Annotated in this window: 14 protein-coding genes; 8 read left to right on the top strand and 6 right to left on the bottom strand. The window is 71.3% G+C overall.

Annotation, left to right across the window (positions count from 1 at the left end):
* The first annotated feature begins 93 nt into the window (after positions 1 to 93).
* The 8 genes from IE124_RS27505 to IE124_RS27470 all read left to right on the top strand — a co-directional run bounded on the left by IE124_RS27505 (position 94) and on the right by IE124_RS27470 (position 9745).
* Positions 94 to 999 (top strand): universal stress protein, encoded by a 906-nt coding sequence (locus IE124_RS27505; protein ID WP_189511502.1) that lies wholly within the window; start codon positions 94 to 96, stop codon positions 997 to 999.
* Entirely contained in the window at positions 996 to 1964 is a 969-nt protein-coding gene (locus IE124_RS27500; protein ID WP_189511500.1) for a universal stress protein, read from the top strand. The genes IE124_RS27505 and IE124_RS27500 overlap by 4 nt, the downstream gene beginning before the upstream one ends.
* 170 nt (positions 1965 to 2134) lie before the next feature.
* The gene (gene ppsA, locus IE124_RS27495; protein ID WP_189511498.1) at positions 2135 to 4537 is read left to right on the top strand and encodes a phosphoenolpyruvate synthase; all 2403 of its coding nucleotides are present in this window, start codon (positions 2135 to 2137) and stop codon (positions 4535 to 4537) included.
* A 245-nt stretch (positions 4538 to 4782) separates the two neighbouring features.
* Positions 4783 to 5196: a CBS domain-containing protein gene (locus IE124_RS27490; RefSeq protein ID WP_189511496.1), complete on the top strand. Its 414-nt coding sequence runs from the start codon at positions 4783 to 4785 to the stop codon at positions 5194 to 5196.
* A 219-nt stretch (positions 5197 to 5415) separates the two neighbouring features.
* On the top strand, positions 5416 to 5877 hold the full coding sequence (locus IE124_RS27485) for an Hsp20/alpha crystallin family protein (protein WP_189511494.1): 462 nt from the start codon (positions 5416 to 5418) through the stop codon (positions 5875 to 5877).
* Entirely contained in the window at positions 5874 to 6377 is a 504-nt protein-coding gene (locus IE124_RS27480) for a flavodoxin domain-containing protein (RefSeq protein WP_189511492.1), read from the top strand. The genes IE124_RS27485 and IE124_RS27480 overlap by 4 nt, the downstream gene beginning before the upstream one ends.
* 47 nt (positions 6378 to 6424) lie before the next feature.
* Positions 6425 to 6868 carry a hypothetical protein gene (locus IE124_RS27475; protein WP_189511490.1) on the top strand — a complete coding sequence of 148 codons (444 nt, stop codon included), beginning with the start codon at positions 6425 to 6427 and terminating at the stop codon, positions 6866 to 6868.
* 135 nt (positions 6869 to 7003) lie between these two features.
* On the top strand, positions 7004 to 9745 hold the full coding sequence (locus tag IE124_RS27470) for a cation-translocating P-type ATPase (RefSeq protein ID WP_189511488.1): 2742 nt from the start codon (positions 7004 to 7006) through the stop codon (positions 9743 to 9745).
* Here IE124_RS27470 and IE124_RS27465 read toward each other — a convergent pair.
* The 6 genes from IE124_RS27465 to IE124_RS27440 all read right to left on the bottom strand — a co-directional run bounded on the left by IE124_RS27465 (position 9715) and on the right by IE124_RS27440 (position 15502).
* A complete protein-coding gene (locus tag IE124_RS27465) occupies positions 9715 to 10374 on the bottom strand; it encodes a DUF4389 domain-containing protein (RefSeq protein ID WP_189511486.1) in 660 nt (219 codons plus the stop codon). The genes IE124_RS27470 and IE124_RS27465 overlap by 31 nt on opposite strands.
* A gap of 14 nt (positions 10375 to 10388) precedes the next feature.
* Positions 10389 to 10985: a CBS domain-containing protein gene (locus IE124_RS27460; protein WP_189511484.1), complete on the bottom strand. Its 597-nt coding sequence runs from the start codon at positions 10983 to 10985 to the stop codon at positions 10389 to 10391.
* Positions 10986 to 11028: 43 nt separating this feature from the next.
* On the bottom strand, positions 11029 to 11883 hold the full coding sequence (locus IE124_RS27455) for a potassium channel family protein (RefSeq protein ID WP_306432432.1): 855 nt from the start codon (positions 11881 to 11883) through the stop codon (positions 11029 to 11031).
* 171 nt (positions 11884 to 12054) lie between these two features.
* On the bottom strand, positions 12055 to 13389 hold the full coding sequence (locus IE124_RS27450; RefSeq protein ID WP_189511473.1) for a nicotinate phosphoribosyltransferase: 1335 nt from the start codon (positions 13387 to 13389) through the stop codon (positions 12055 to 12057).
* A 51-nt stretch (positions 13390 to 13440) separates the two neighbouring features.
* Positions 13441 to 14094, bottom strand: coding sequence for a CBS domain-containing protein (locus IE124_RS27445; RefSeq protein WP_189511471.1), 654 nt, complete (start codon positions 14092 to 14094; stop codon positions 13441 to 13443).
* Between the two features lie 34 nt (positions 14095 to 14128).
* The gene (locus tag IE124_RS27440; RefSeq protein WP_189511461.1) at positions 14129 to 15502 is read right to left on the bottom strand and encodes an MBL fold metallo-hydrolase RNA specificity domain-containing protein; all 1374 of its coding nucleotides are present in this window, start codon (positions 15500 to 15502) and stop codon (positions 14129 to 14131) included.
* Positions 15503 to 15620 lie beyond the last annotated feature (118 nt).

Below are 15620 nucleotides of genomic sequence, written 5' to 3'. Positions count from 1 at the left end.
CCATCCCGAGGAGGCCCACCACGATGCCAGTGTGGGAGATGTCGCTTCTCGGGACGCGCTCCCGAGCCTCGGGTGTTCCCCGGAGGAGGAGCCATGACCAGCGAGACCCCCACCCGACCGGAGCTCGGCAACGTCGTCGTGGGAGTCGACGGGTCCCCCTCCGGACGCGCGGCCGTGCTCTGGGCCGCCGAGGAGGCGGACCGACGGGGTCGGCCTCTGCATCTCGTCCACGCCGCCGACACCGACCGCCGGGCGATCTTCTCCAACGCGGAGACGATCCAGGCGGTACGCGAAGCGGGTCGCGACCTGCTGACCGAGACCGCGAGCGCGGTCCGTGACCTCTTTCCGGACCTCGCCGTCACCAAGGAACTGAGCCGCCAGGAGCCGGTCGCCGGTCTCCGGGCGGCCGCCGGCCACCGGGCCACGATCGTGGTGGGCAACCGGGGACTCGGCGGCTTCTCCACACTCATGCTCGGATCCGTCGGTCTGGGCGTGGCGGCCCGCGCCGAAGTTCCCGTGATCGTGGTCCGAGGAGACGGTGACCGTCCCGCGTCGGCCTCGGTGACAGCAGCCGTGCACGGTGCTTCGGATCTGGGCTGGCTGCTCGTCGCGGCCGCCGAGGCCGACGCCCGCAAGGCGGCGTTGCGGCTGGTCAGCGTCTGGAACCTGCTCACCCACGTCGGCAGCGTCGCGACCATGCTGGACGACCTCGACGGGATCGCGCAGCAGCGCGTGCACGAGATCAAGTCGCTCGCCGACCTCGCACGTGAGTTCTATCCCCAGCTGATCGTCAGCCATCACGTCGAGACGGGCACGAGCACACCCGGGACCCTGGTGGAGGCGAGTGCCCACACCGATCTGCTGGTGATGGGCAGACAACACCGTGCCCTGGGCGTGGGCCCCTCCCTGGGGAGAGTCGCCCACGTCCTGGTCCACCACGCCCACTGTCCGGTGGAGATCGTCCCACCCGCCTTCGCCACCAGGGTCGAGGAGACGTGAACGAGATACTGCTCGGTGTCGACCCCCAGGAGCTGTCGGTCCCCGCTCTCGTCTGGGCTGCCGACGAGGCCGCACGGAGAGGACTCGTGCTCCGGCTGGTCGTCGCCGTACCGCCTGCCCACGGCGGGCTGCGGTACGACGCGCTCGCCCGCCAGAGCGCCCTGCGCGTCCGCGCGGAGTCGGCGATCGCCAACGCGGAGGACCTCGTCCGGGAACTGCGCGACGATCTGCGGATCGCGACGGACCGCGTGAACGGTGCGCCGGCGACCGTGCTGCGCGACATGGCACGGCACGCCGCACTTGTCGTCGTGGGCTCTCGCCGTCTCGGCAGGCCCGCCGAGATGTTCAGCGAGAGCTCCGTCGTCGTCCCGCTCACAGCACGGGCCGACTGTCCCGTCGTCGTGGTCCGCGCACCTGAACACACCGCCGTGCACCCACCGACCGTCGTCGTCGGCGTGGACGGAAGCGAGTCCTCACGGGCCGCGGTCGCCTTCGCCGTCGAGGAGGCAAGCCTCCGCGCGGCAAGGTTGCGGGCCGTCTGGGTCTGGCCCCGGTCCGTCCTCGCCCACGACGACGGTGGAGAGGGCCTCGCCGAGCGGCGTCGGCTGCTCGCCGAATCGGTGGCGGGCCGGGCGGAGAGATATCCCGATGTCGCCATCACCCAAGACGTCCTGCGGGGACACCCGGTCGAGCAACTTGCCCTGGCGTCCCAGGAATCCCTCTCACTCGTGGTCGGCCGCCGAGGCCGTGGCGGCTACTCCGGCATGCGGCTGGGCTCGACGGTTCACGGCCTGCTGCACCGTGCCCCGTGTCCGCTGGTCACCGTCCCCCTCCCGCAACGCGAGCGCCGGACAGGCGACCCGGCACGTGCCGACCGGTCCCGTTCCGGTGTGGCCGACCGGCCCGTGCCCGCTGCCCCGCACGGCACTGGGAGGCGAGCACCTCGACACGGGACGGTGAGGTGAGAGGACGCCCCCGGTCCATCGGCCGGTTCCGTGGAGAGGTGAGCACCATGAAGCGCATACGGATCAGCCCCCGGCCGGGCCATCCCCGCAAGCCCGCTCCCCTCGACCTGCGCACGCCGTCCGGCAGGCCCCTGCCGTACTGAGGAGGCCCGAGAGTCGTGGAAGAGACCATGGGACCGATACGAAACGTCGTACCGTTCACGGAACTCGGGCGGCACGATGTCGGCCGAGCGGGTGGCAAGAACGCCTCACTGGGCGAGATGACCACCCGGCTCGGGGGCGCGGGAATCCGCGTCCCTCCGGGATTCGCCACCACTGCCGAAGCGTACGAGGAGCTGCTCGGTTCCCGAGACCTCCGCCGTCGCGTGGAGGCACAGATCGACAGACTGCACGCGGGCGCCCCACTCGACGAGGTCGGGGCGGCCATCCGGTCCCTCTTCCTCGTGGAGCCGTTGCCCGTACCTCTGCGGGATGCCGTGCTCGCGGCGTACGAGCGGCTGGCCGAGGAGATCGGCCGGGAGTCGCCCGAGGTGGCGGTGCGCAGCAGTGCGACGGCGGAGGACCTGCCCGAAGCGAGTTTCGCCGGGCAGCAGGAGACGTACCTGAATGTCAGCGGCGCCGACGCGCTCCTTGAGGCGTGCAGACGCTGCTACGCCTCCCTGTTCACCGACCGGGCGATCGACTACCGCGAACGGATGGGCTTCGACCACCTCGCCGTCGCCCTGTCCATCGGCGTCCAGGTCATGGTCCGCTCCGATCTCGCCGGCGCCGGAGTCGTCTTCACCCTCGACCCGGAGAGCGGCTTCCCGGACGTGATCGTGGTGAGCGCCGCCTGGGGGCTGGGGGAGACCGTCGTCAGCGGCCAGGTCGACCCGGACGAGTACACGGTGTTCAAACCGAGCATGAAGGACCCGGCGCTCGACCCCGTCATCGACGTGCGGATCGGAGCCAAGCGGTTGAAGGCCGTGTACGCCGATGCCGGGCTGACCCGCACGGTCGACACACCCGACGGTGAGCGGAACCAGCGAGTCCTCGACGACGCGGAGATCCGCACGCTCGCCGACTGGGCGGCGGCCGTCGAGGAGCACTACGGCTGCCCCATGGACATCGAATGGGCCAAGGACGGGCTCACCGGCGAGCTGTGGATCGTCCAGGCCCGCCCCGAGACGGTCCAGTCGCGTCGGCGCACCACCACCCTCACCCGCCGCCGACTCACCGATGCTCCCGGCGAACCGCTCGTCGAAGGCATCGCCGTCGGCGAGGCCATCGGCGAGGGACGTGTCGTGGCGCTCGACGCGCCCGTCGACCTCGACCGCTTCCCCGAGGGCGGCGTCCTCGTCACCGGCGTCACCGACCCGGACTGGGAACCCGTCATGAAGAGGGCCTCCGCCATCGTCACCGACCACGGGGGACGCACCTCGCACGCCGCCATCGTCAGCCGCGAACTCGGCGTCCCCGCCGTCGTCGGAACCGGAAACGGGACACGGATCCTGCGTGACGGGCGTTCCGTCACGGTCTCCTGCGCCGAGGGAGGGAGCGGACGTGTCTACCAAGGGCTGCTCCCGTACGAGGAGTCCGTGACCGATCTCGCGGAACTGCCCGCCACCCGAACCCGGGTGATGCTGAACCTGGCAGATCCCTCAGCGGCGTTCCGCTGGTGGCGGCTTCCCGCGGACGGAGTGGGCCTGGCGCGCCTGGAGTTCATCGTCGCCCACCAGGTGAAGGTCCACCCCATGGCCCTGCTGCATCCGGAGCGGCTCGACCCCCACGACCGGCATGTCGTCGAGCGGCTCACCGAGGGCTACCTCGATCGGGGTGACTACTTCGTCGACCTGCTGGCCCACGGCATCGCCCGGATCGCGGCCTCGCGCTGGCCGGCGCCCGTCGTCGTACGCACCAGCGACTTCAAGACCAACGAGTACGCCAAGCTCCTCGGCGGCCGGCCCTTCGAACCGGACGAGGCGAACCCCATGATCGGTTGGCGTGGCGCGAGCCGGTACTACAGCGACGGCTACCGCGAGGGCTTCGTCCTCGAATGCCGCGCACTGCGCCGGGTCCGTGACGGGATGGGGCTGACCAACGTGGTCGTCATGATCCCCTTCTGCCGCACCCTGGGCGAGGCCGACCGCGTACTGGCGGTGATGGCGAGCGAGGGACTGGTGCGTGGTGAGAACGGCCTGCAGGTCTACGTCATGGCGGAGATACCGGCCAACATCATCCTGGCCGGGGAGTTCGCGGAACGCTTCGACGGATTCTCGATCGGCAGCAACGACCTCACCCAGCTGACCCTCGGCGTCGACCGAGACTCAGAGGCTCTCGCTCACGTCTTCGACGAGCGGGACCCCGCAGTCGTCCGGAGCATCCAGACCCTCGCCGTCCGCGCCCACGCGGCGGGCCGGCCGGTCGGGTTGTGCGGGCAGCGGCCCAGCGACGATCCGGCGTTCACCGCGATCCTGGTCGAGGCGGGCCTCGACTCGATCTCGGTGGCACCGGACAGCTTCGCAGCGGTCAAGGGGCACGTGGCCCGCGCGGAGACGACGTTCGAGAACGGCACCGGACGAACGGAGGAGTGACCATGCCGAGGAAGGCACGACATCGCGTCGCCGGGGGCAACGGGCTGCCGGCCCGGCGCGGTCGACGGGCGCCCATGGGAGACGCGCTACCCGGTCGGACCAGGAACGACCGGCTGCCCGCAGAGGGGAGGATGGGACGTCCCCGGCGCCCGGTTCACACCGTCAGGGTGTCGGCGCTCTTTCTCTGAACCCATGGCGGATGGGCTGGATCGTGAGCAGGGGGGCCGGATAAGGAGGACGCTGCCATGACGACCGCACGGGAAATCATGCATGCCGGTGCGAGCTGTGTGCAGGAGAACGAGAGCCTGATGGATGCCGCACGCCGTATGAGCGAGCTGGATGTCGGCGCACTGCCCATCTGTGGGCCGGACGACCGGCTGCACGGCATCATCACCGACCGGGACATCGTGGTGAAGTGCCTTGCCAAGGGCAAGGACCCTCACCGCATGACAGCCGGGGACCTCGCCCAGGGCAAGCCGGTCACCGTGGACGCGGGCGCCGACAGCGAGGTGGTGCTCCGCACGATGCAGGACCACCGTGTCCGCCGCGTGCCCGTGATCGACGACCACCGCATGGTCGGCATGATCAGTGAGGCGGACCTGGCGCGGCACCTGCCGGAGGAACGGGTGGGCCATTTCGTCGAAGAGGTCTGCCGCTGACCGCACCGGCGCTGTGGCGCCATGGGCCGGGCGGCCCCCTCCTGATGCGGCCCGTTCGGCCCTGCCCTTCAGCCCCCTTGGACACTGCGCCACACGACTTCGCGGGTGGAAGTGTGGGATACGGAGTCGGACCGGGCTTCGCAACCCGACCCGCCGCCTGTCCGTACTCACTCGGGTCCACGGCGACCGTCCTGGGCCCCGTACACGAGGAGCAGAACAATGGCCGGAGGCAAGGTGGAACGCAGGCACAGCCTCTTCCCCGACTTCAACGACTGGTTCAACCGGGAGTTCCCCGGGCTGCCCGGATGGCGACCCGCGACGGCCGCCCACTCCATCCCGGTCGAGTTGACCAGCGGTGACGGCGTGTACGTGCTGCGAGCCGAACTGCCGGGCATGGACCCGGACGACGACATCGCCATCACCGTCGACGACAACCTCCTCACGGTGAGTGCGGAGCACAGCGAGAGCAAGGAGGACAAGGAGCACTCGGAGTTCCGCTACGGATCCTTCCGCAGGACCGTGCGCCTCCCGGCTCCCATCCCCGCCGACCAGGTCGAGGCGTCGTACGCGGACGGCGTCCTCACGGTCCGCATCCCGATGCCCGACGAGGAGGACGCGACGTCCGTCCGGACCATTCCGGTGAAGCGGGTCCGAGGATCGGCCGAGGGCACGGAATCATGAACGCCAAACGTGTGCTCATCGCCTACGGCAGCAAAGCCGGCGCGACCGCCGGAATCGCCGAGGAGATCGGCCGGACGCTCCGGGACGACGGCTTCGAGGCCGTCGTCCTGCCCGCCGACACCGTCACCGACGTCAGCGGATACGACGGCGTCGTCCTCGGCGGAGCCCTCTACGCCGGGCACTGGACCGGCAAGGCGCGACGGTGCGCCCGGCGCAACGCCGAACAGCTCAGGCACCGGCCGCTCTGGCTGTTCAGCAGCGGTCCCGTCGACAGTTCCGCGGAACAGCACGACATCCCGCCCGTACGGGGAGTCGCCCGGCGGATGGAGAAACTCGGTGCCCGTGAGCACATGACCTTCGGTGGCGCCGTGACCGCCGAGACGTCGGGTCCGGTCGCGCGGGCCATGGTGCGCCGGGGCAAGGGCGGCGACTTCCGCAATCCGGAGCGGATCCGGGCCTGGGCCCATCACATCGGAACGGAACTCGACGCCACCCACTGAAGGGGCCTCCGACAGGTCGGCGAGGCCACCCCAACGGGAGGTGCGGCATGCTCCACCAGGAGTCGGGGAGCGGAGCCACCCCGCCAACGAGACCCTCGGGACGCGCCGCCCTGGTCCTCGTGCTGCTGATCGCCGTGATCTGTGGTGCCGTGGCCGCCGGGAGCCTGTGGTCGGCGGGCTCCAAGGCCGACCGTGAACTCGCCGCGCACCGGCATCAGGTGACCGCGACCACCACCGGGCCGGCGAAGGACCCGCCCATCGCCACCCGGTACGGATCCAAGCCGCAGGCCGTCGCGCCGGCCGTGTGGGAGCAGCCCGAGAACGTCCGCCGGTCCGGGAGCATCCACGTCCCGTCCCGGACACCGGAGGGACGCGCCGTGACGATCTGGGTGGACGACGCAGGGTCACCCGCTCGGCCCCCCGGCGGCGCCGCCGACCGCGCCCTGCCTCGTTGTCGGGCGGTGTGGCGGCGGCAGGCGTCACCGGGGTGACAGGCGCCGTTGCCCTCCTCCTCGTACGGCGGCGGACCGAAGGTCACCGGCTCACGGCCTGGGAACGCGAGTGGGAGCAGGTGGAACCCGTCTGGTCCGGTCGACTCCGCCGGGGCAGCGGTGCGGGGGACGACGATGACTGACCGTGTCGGCAGCCGCGCCGGCCCTGAGCGGACCGCTTCCTCCACCCAGGCGCTGCCCTTCGACCCCAGTGAACCGCTGCCCCGGCTGCGTCGCGAACTCGCCACGGGGCCGGATGGTCTCTCAGCCCGCGAGGCGGCCCGGCGCCTCGCCGTCCACGGACCGAACGAGGTACGGCGAAGGGTGCGCTCCTCCTTCGTGCGCGAGCTGGTCGGGCAGCTGGTCCACCCCCTGGCCCTGTTGCTGTGGGCCGCCGCCGCCCTCGCCTTCGTCGCGGACCTGGCGGTCCTCGGTTGGGCGATCCTCGCGGTCATCGCCGTCAACGCGGCTTTCGCCCTGCTCCAGGAACGTCAGGCGGAGCGGGCGGTGGAGACGCTCGCCCGTTATCTGCCCGAGCACGCCCTCGCCGTACGCGACGGGCAGCCTCACGTCGTGGAGGCCCGTGACCTCGTACCGGGCGATCTGATCCTTCTGGAGGAGGGCGACAAGGTACCCGCTGACGCACACGTCACCGAGGGTGGGGTCGAGGTCGACCTGTCGATGCTCACGGGCGAGTCCGTGCCGGCCGAACGGATCGCCTCGGCCGGTGTCCTCGGCGCCCCGCTGCTTGAGGAGCCGAACCTCGTCTTCAGCGGGACGACCTGCGTCGAGGGGCAGGCCCGGGCCATCGTGTTCGCCACCGGAAACCACACCGAACTCGGTCGGATCGCCGCACTCAGCCAGCGGACGCGGCGCGAGGCGAGCCCTCTGGAACGGCAGGTCAAGCGGGTCGCGTGGCTCATCGCCGGCGTCGCGACCGGCATGGGCCTCGTCTTTCTCGTCCTCGGGGTGGCGGTCGGGCTTCCGGTCACCGACTCCCTGACGTTCGCCATCGGGCTCCTCGTCGCCAACGTCCCCGAGGGACTCCTTCCGACCATCACCCTGGCCCTGGCCGTCGGCGTCCGCGCCCTGGCCCGCCGGGGTGCGTTGGTCAAACGGCTCAGTGCCGTGGAGACCCTCGGCTCCACGAGCGTCATCTGCACGGACAAGACCGGCACACTCACCCGCAACAGCATGCGTCTCAGGGCGCTGTGGACGGTCGGCCACGGGTCGGAGCCGGGCCCCTGGGCGGAGGAGTTGGCGAGGGCGGGCGCCCTGTGCACCACCGTCACGCGAGAAGCCGACGGCGAACTGCACGGCGACCCCACCGAGGCCGCCCTTGTCACCGGCGCGGCCGACCACGGGGCTCCGCTGGACCTGGGTCGGCGCGACGCGGGACGGCGGGCGCTGTTCCGCTTCGATCCGCGGCTGCGCCTGATGTCGGTCGTGCAGGGCGGGGAGGTACGGGGCGGGGAGCGGCAGGGAGGGGAGACGCAGGGCCCCACGCGGATCGTCGTCAAGGGAGCGCCCGAGGCGGTGCTGGACCGCCTCCTGCCCGGAACCGCGGCGGAGTCGGCCCGCGCCGCGGCCGAGGAGCTGGCCCGGGACGGCATGCGCGTCCTGGCCGTCGCCGTACGCGACGTGCCGAGCGGATCGGAGCTGCCGTCACGCCGCCAGGACGCGGAGTCGGGGTTGACCCTGCTCGGGCTCGTCGGGCTGTACGACCCGCCACGCCCCGAGGTGGCGGACGCCGTGCGCCGCTGCCACGAGGCCGGGATCCGGGTGCACGTCGTCACGGGCGACAACGGCGCCACCGCCGCGGCCGTCGCGCGGGAGGTCGGGATCGGGTTGCCCCGACTGCACGTGGTCGCGGCGTCGGAGTCGCTGGGCGACGACCAGCTGGACCGGCTCCTCGTGGAAGGCGACGCCGAGATCGTCTTCGCCCGCTCCTCGCCCGAGACGAAGCTCAAGGTGGCCGACACGCTGCGGGAGCACGGCCGGATCGTCGCCATGACGGGTGACGGCGTCAACGACGCCCCCGCGCTGCACCGCGCCCACATAGGGGTGGCCATGGGGCGCTCCGGCACCGACGTGGCCCGGGAGGCCGCCGCGATGGTGCTCACCGACGACGACTTCGCCACCATCGTGACCGCGGTCGAAGCCGGGCGCCGCGTCTACGACAACGTACGCAAGTTCATCGTCTACATCTTCGCCCACGCGACTCCGGAGATCGTTCCCTTCCTCGTCTTCGCGCTCTCCGCCGGCGCGGTACCGCTCCCCCTGACCGTGCTGCAGATCCTCGCCATCGACCTCGGCACCGAGACCCTGCCCGCCCTCGCTCTCGGCAGGGAACGTTCTGAGCCCGGCGTCATGCAGCGGCCCCCGCGGCCGCGGCACCAGGGCGTGATCTCCCGCGACATGCTCATACGGAGCTGGGGATACCTGGGGCTCACGTCGGCGGTCCTCGTCATGGCGGGCTACTTCTACGTGCTGTGGCGCGCGGGCTGGCAGCCGGGAGACCCCACAGGTACCGGCAGCCCCTTGCATCACGCCTACGTGACGGCCACCACGGCCACCTTCGCCGGCATCGTCACCTGCCAGGTCGGCACGGCGTTCGCGGCCCGCACCGACCACGCGGCGCTGCGCGACATCGGAGTGTTCTCGAATCCCCTGCTGCTCGCCGGCATCGCCTTCGAACTCGCGTTCACGGCCGCCCTCGTCTACGCGCCCCCGCTCCAGCATCTCTTCGGCACGGCCGCCCTTCCCCTGGACGTCGTCCTGCTCGTCGCGACGTTCCCGGTGCTGGTGTGGGGCACGGACGAACTGCGGCGCGCCGGGCGGCGCGGTCAGCGGGCGTCGGCCGTCTCCGGTTCGTGACCGCCCTGGTCGAGGCGGAAGGGCGGGTACGCGTCCGTCATGAGGCTCGCGTAGGCGGCGACGCGCAGGACCCAGCGGTTGAGGCCGACGATCAGGGCGAACAGATCACGGGGGTATTTCTCGGTGAAGGTCACGGCGAAGCCCGCGATGAGCGTGAGCAGGGTGATCAGTCCGCTGCTCCACCATCCTGCGTGCATGCCGCTGGTGAAGAAGGCGATCACGAGGTACTGGGGGATGGCGAGCAGCCACCACTTGACCAGGACCAGCGAGCGGGAGAGCCGCTCCGGGTAGGCGATGTCGAGCCGGGCCGGGTAGTCGGGTTCGGGGCCCAGACTGAAGGGCGGGTAGCGGTCGGTGCCGAGTGCACCGTACGAGTAGTACGAGACGCGCCAGGACCAGCGGAGCACGCCCAGGTTGAAGTCGAACAGACCCCGTGGGAAGCGCTCGGTGAAGAGGATGGCGAAGAACGCGATGACCGTCACCACGAAGAAGGCGATCCAGAGGAAGATCAGCACGATCCAGTGCGGGATCGTCAGGATCCACTTGACCAGCCACAGCCAGCGCGACAGTGGCTTGTCGAGCTCGGCCGTCACCGTCACCGCGGGGTAGGAGCCGCGTCGCGTTTCCATGATGGTCACTTCCTCTACAGGTCGTCGTCTTCGTACCCGAGCCGGTCGACGACCCCCACGACACCGTCGACGCTGTTGCAGAGTCTGAGGAGCACCGGAACGAGGCTGCGGCGGCGGACCGTACCGCTGAGGGTGACCAGGCCGTCCACGACCTCCACCGAGAGGGCCGACGGGCTCAACCTCAGGGTGTGGGTGGCCACGTCTTCGACGATCTCCTCCTGGATCGCCCGGTCCCGGCGCAGGAAGAGCTGGACGAGGTCGCTCCGGCTGAGCACACCCAGGAGGCGTTCGTCCTCGTCGACGACGGGCAGGCGCTTGACCCTCGCCCGTTCCATCACTCGTGCGGCGCGCACGACGCTCCACTCGGGGCGGGCGACGACGGCGGGACTCGACATGAGGGCGCCCGCGGTGTCGAGCCCGGCCCCGGCGGCACGACGGCGTACCAGGTCCGCTTCCGAGACCACGCCCAACGGGCGGTTCGACTCGTCCACCACGCACACCGCGGTGATGTCGAACTCGTCCAGGAGTCGTGCGATCTCCTTGAACGTCGTGTCCGGCACGACGCTGACCGCCGTGGGTGTCATCAGATCCGCGACGCTGCGGTGCCTCATCGCTCGTCACCTTCTCGTGCGTTCCACCGGCGGCCCCCCACGTTCAGGATCGCCCGCCGGCGCCGTCCTGGGGAGGGCCGTCCGGCCCCTGGGGTTGCCCGTGGTCGTCGGCGTAGGCCGCGAACACCCGATCGGGTCCCTCGCCCGTGCGCAGGAACCTCTCGTCGAGCACGACTGCCAGGTCTTCCAGTGCGCCGCGCAGTACCGAAGCGGAGAGCCTGACGTCCGGGTGATGCGCGGCGTCGGCCTGGTCCGCGAGGCCCAGGGCGTAGCGGAGCTGCCGGGGCAGGGACGTGTTCTCGTCCCCGTCGTGGAAGTAGTACGACTCGGCGTACTGCAGGAAGTCGACCGTGACGGTCGAGAGGGCCGAGGCGAGACCGTCCAGGAGAGCGGCGCCGCCGTCGGAGTCGAGGGCCTGAGCGGTGGCCCGGCTGCGGCGCACGTGCGAAAGCCGCAGCGCCAGTGCTCTGCGGCGGGCCAGCGCCGGGTAGATGCCGAGGATCCAGGCGACGGTCGCCGACAGCAGGACGAAGCCCACGAGGGCCTCCATGGGGGCGAGTACGCGCAGCCATCCGGAGGCCGGCGCGATGTCGCCGAGGCCGAGCGTGGCCAGGGTGACGAGCGAGATGTAGAGGGCGTCCAGCGGGCCCGCGTGTTCGGACGGGACGAGCCCCGCCGCGTACGAGAACTCCTCCGGCATATGGGGCCAGTAGATGAGCCCCCATCCCACGGCCACGGTCAGCGCCCATACGGCGACGACCGCCACCATGCCGAGAGGGCCTGCGATCCCGGCCGACCGCCGACGCTTGCCGAGGCGGGGGGACAGCCACCACAACGACACCATCACGAGCCTGCTCAGACCTCCGTGGCGGGTCGGGTGCCAAAGGGTATGGAACACGTCCCGGAGGATGAACAGCACCAGGACAGCGCCCGCGGGCGTCGCAAGCCAGGTCATCCCGGCACTCTTCCCACGAGCAGCGACGGGGTCCCGCCCTCCCGCTTCGATCTCAGCCCCCTGGCGGCGCCCGCTCGCCCCTTCGGGCGCACCCTTCGCCGGATGCGTGCGGTGCTACTGCCCGGCTTGTGTCCGTGCTTCGATCCGGTGTCGCACGACGGTCGTCAGAGCCGACAGCCGGGTCGACGCGACCGGCACCGGTGGCGCAGGGGCCTCGATGCGGCGCGCGACCTCCGGCAGTGCGGCGATGTCGGCCTCGAAGCGGTCGTGGGCGGCTGCCAGGGTGTCGGGTGGTTCCGTGCGGAGGCCGCCGCGCATCACGGTCCGCAGCAGGGGCTCCGTGCCCTCGGGTGGCTCCTCGTTCGCCAGGCTGATGACGTCGCGGAGGCCGGGGTCGCGGAACACCTGCTTCGGGGCGGGGGACGTCACCTTCGCCGACGAGAGCTTCATGACGGGCCGGCCGTCGTACTCGACCAGCTTGTACGCCGCGTCCAGATACGGGGCGTCGGCGGCCGTGCCGACTTTCGTCCCCACGGCGAAGACGTCGATGGGTGCCCCGTCCCGTACGAGCGTGGCGACGGCGTACTCGTCGAGGCCGCCGCTCGCGATGATCTGCACGTCTCTCAGCCCCGCCGCGTCGAGTGCGGCACGGGCGCGCTGGGCGAGCGCGCCGAGATCGCCGCTGTCGAGGCGGATTCCGCACCCCGGGCCGAGCCGCAAGTCACTGAGGACGCGCGCGGCCGTCGCGACCCCGCGATCGCTGTCGTACGTGTCGACCAGGAAGGTCACGGGGCCCGGATGGGTTCGGGCGAAGGCACGGAAGGCGTCCTCCTCCGAGGCGAAGGTCTCGATGTAGGAGTGGGCCATGGTGCCGGATGCGGGAATGCCGTACCGGGTGGCGGCGGCGACGTTGCTGGTGCCTGCGAAGCCGACCAGGGCGCAGAGGCGCGCGGCCTGCATGCCGGCCTCTGGTCCGTGGTTCCGGCGCAGGGAGAAGTCCACCAGGGGCCGGCCCGCGGCGGCGAGCACACACCGCGCCGCCTTGGAGGCGACCGCCGTCTGGTGGCAGACGAGGGACAGCAGGTACGTCTCCACGAGCTGGGCCTGCGGCAGGGGCGCGGTGACTTCCAGCAGCGGCTCACCTGCGAGGACGAGCCGTCCTTCGGGCACGGCGCGGACCTCGCCGTCGAACGACAGGCCACGCAGCGGTTCCACGTCCTCGATCGGCCGACGCAGCGCCTCGGCGAACTCCAGGACGTCGGAGCGGCCCACCAGGAAGTGGGCCAGGTAGTCGAGGGCCGGCTCGAGCCCCGCCGCGACGAGGAACCCGCGTTCCGGGGGGAGGTCGCGGACGAAGAGGCTGAAGGTGGCCGGTGCCCGCATGTCCTCCCGCAGGTACGAGAGCGCCATCGTGACCTCGTACAGGTCGGTGCTGGTCACCTGGGACATGCTTCGAGCATGCGCGGCGGATCCATGATCTGCACCGCAACGGCCGGAAGGCTACGTCCCGCCGCCGGCGGTGAGCTCGCACCGTACGTCCACCACGCCTTCGACGGCGCGGGCCAGGCGGGCGGCAAGCGGGATGAGCGCGCTGTCGTGGACCTGGCCGGACAGCGTCACGACTCCCGCGTCGACGCGGACGTCGACCCGGCGCTGAGAGAGGGGGAAAACGCGCTCGACGACGTCGCGGCGCACGTCGGCGGCGAGATCCGCGTCCGGGCGGAGGAAGACCTTGAGGAGGTCGGACCGGCTCACGATCCCCTGGATCGTTCCGCTCGTCCCGACGACCGGCAGCCGCTTGACGTGGTGGGAGGCCATGAGGCGGGCGGCCCGGGGCAGGGACGCCTCGGGAGCGACGGTCACGGCGGGCGAGGTCATCAGGTCCTCGGCCCGGCGGGAACCGGCCTTGGCCGTGGCGCCGAGCCGTCGCATCTGTTCGACGAGACCGAGGCGGTGGTCGTGGAACTCCTCCTTGAGAAGCAGATCGGCCTCGGAGACCACCCCGACGACGCGGCCCTCGCCCTCGACGACCGGTACGGCCGTCACGTTCCACCGCTCCATGGCGGTGACGATCTCCTTGAACTCCGCGCCGGGCCGGACGGCGACGACCTTCTTGGTCATCACGTCGGCGACGGTGAACGGCTGGGACGACATGGCTCTCTCTCCTCACCGGGGCCGAAGGCCCGTGTCAGCGGACCAGGACGGCCTCACCGGAGCGGGGCACGACGGCCGTCCAGCCCAGTTCGCGATCGATGCGGTCGCGCAGCGAATCGGACGCCGCCGGCTCGCCGTGGACCAGGTAGGTGGTGTGCGGGGGAGGAGCGCCACGGAGCCAGTCGATGATCTGCCCCGCGTCGGCATGGGCCGAGAAGTGGGGTACGTCGGCGATCTCGGCCCGTACGGGCACGTACTCGCCGAACATCTTCAGCGTCCGGACCCCGTCCACGAGGTCCCGGGCCCGGGTCCCCGCAGCGGCGAAGCCGACCACGACCACGGCGTTGCGCGGGTCCGGGAGAAGACGGTGGAGGTGGTGCAGGACCCGGCCGCCGGTGGCCATGCCGGCCGAGGAGACGATCACGGCGGGCCCGTGCGTGCTGTTGATGTCGATGGACTCCTGCACCGTGCGTGCCGCGAGGAACGGTTCCGGGCTCAGCGCGCCCTCGCCCCGTGCGAGGATCTCGGGCCGCAGCTCGGCGGAGTGCTCGCGTACGGCGTCCTGGTAGACGTCCAGCGCGGCAAGGGCCATGGGGCTGTCCACGTACACGGGGACCGAACGAGGCAGGACGCCCGTGTCGCGCAGGCGGCCCAGTTCGTGCAGGACGATCTCGGTCCGGTCGATCGCGAAGGCCGGGATGACGACGGTGCCGTTCCGCGCGAGGGCACGTGCGATGACGGAGGCGAACTCCGACCTGGCGGACTCCTGGTCGTGGTGCCGGTCGCCGTAGGTGGACTCCATGAGGAGTACGTCGGCGCCCGAGAACGGCTCCGGCGGCCGCAGCAGCGGGTGCCCCGGGCGGCCCAGGTCCCCGGAGGTGGCCAGGGTGTGGCCGTCCTCCAGGGTGAGGTGGGCCCATGCAGAGCCGAGGATGTGTCCGCCGTGATGGAGAGTGAGCCGGGTGCCGGCCATGATCTCCACGTCCTCGCCGACGGCCACGGGGTCGAAGAACGCCAGGGTCTTCTCGACGTCCGAGTCGTCGTAGAGCGGCTTGGCCGGGCGGTGCTTGGACCAGCCGTGTGCGTTGGCGTGCCGGGCGGTGTGGGCGCTGGTCAGGATCGGTCCCCGGAAGCCCTGCCGCACCAGGCGGGGCAGATAGCCGCAGTGGTCCAGGTGGGCATGGGTGACGACCACGGCGTCCACGTCCGCGGCGTCGCGGGCGAAGCGCTCCCAGTTGCGGTGCCGCAGCTTCGCGAAACCCTGGAAGAGACCGCAGTCGAGGAGGATCCGCGCATGGTCGCTCTCGACCAGGAACTTGCTGCCGGTGACTGTCCCCACGCCACCCAGGAAACTGAGCAGGGCCGGCCGCGGGGGCGTGGGAGCGGGATTCGGGGATGCCTCGGACATGGCCGTTCCTCCTTCGGAACGTGTACCGGTCTCCACCCTCGCATCCTGACCCGGCCCGCCCCGAGAGTCCGTACGGGCACAACGGGGGGCCGACCGGCCCATGCGTCTCCCGAATGCC

It is taken from the genome of Streptomyces narbonensis (genome assembly GCF_014649015.1).
Classification (GTDB): Bacteria; Actinomycetota; Actinomycetes; order Streptomycetales; family Streptomycetaceae; genus Streptomyces; species Streptomyces narbonensis.
The sequence above is the reverse complement of the archived record's forward strand: the minus strand, read 5'-3'. Positions and strand labels throughout refer to the sequence as shown.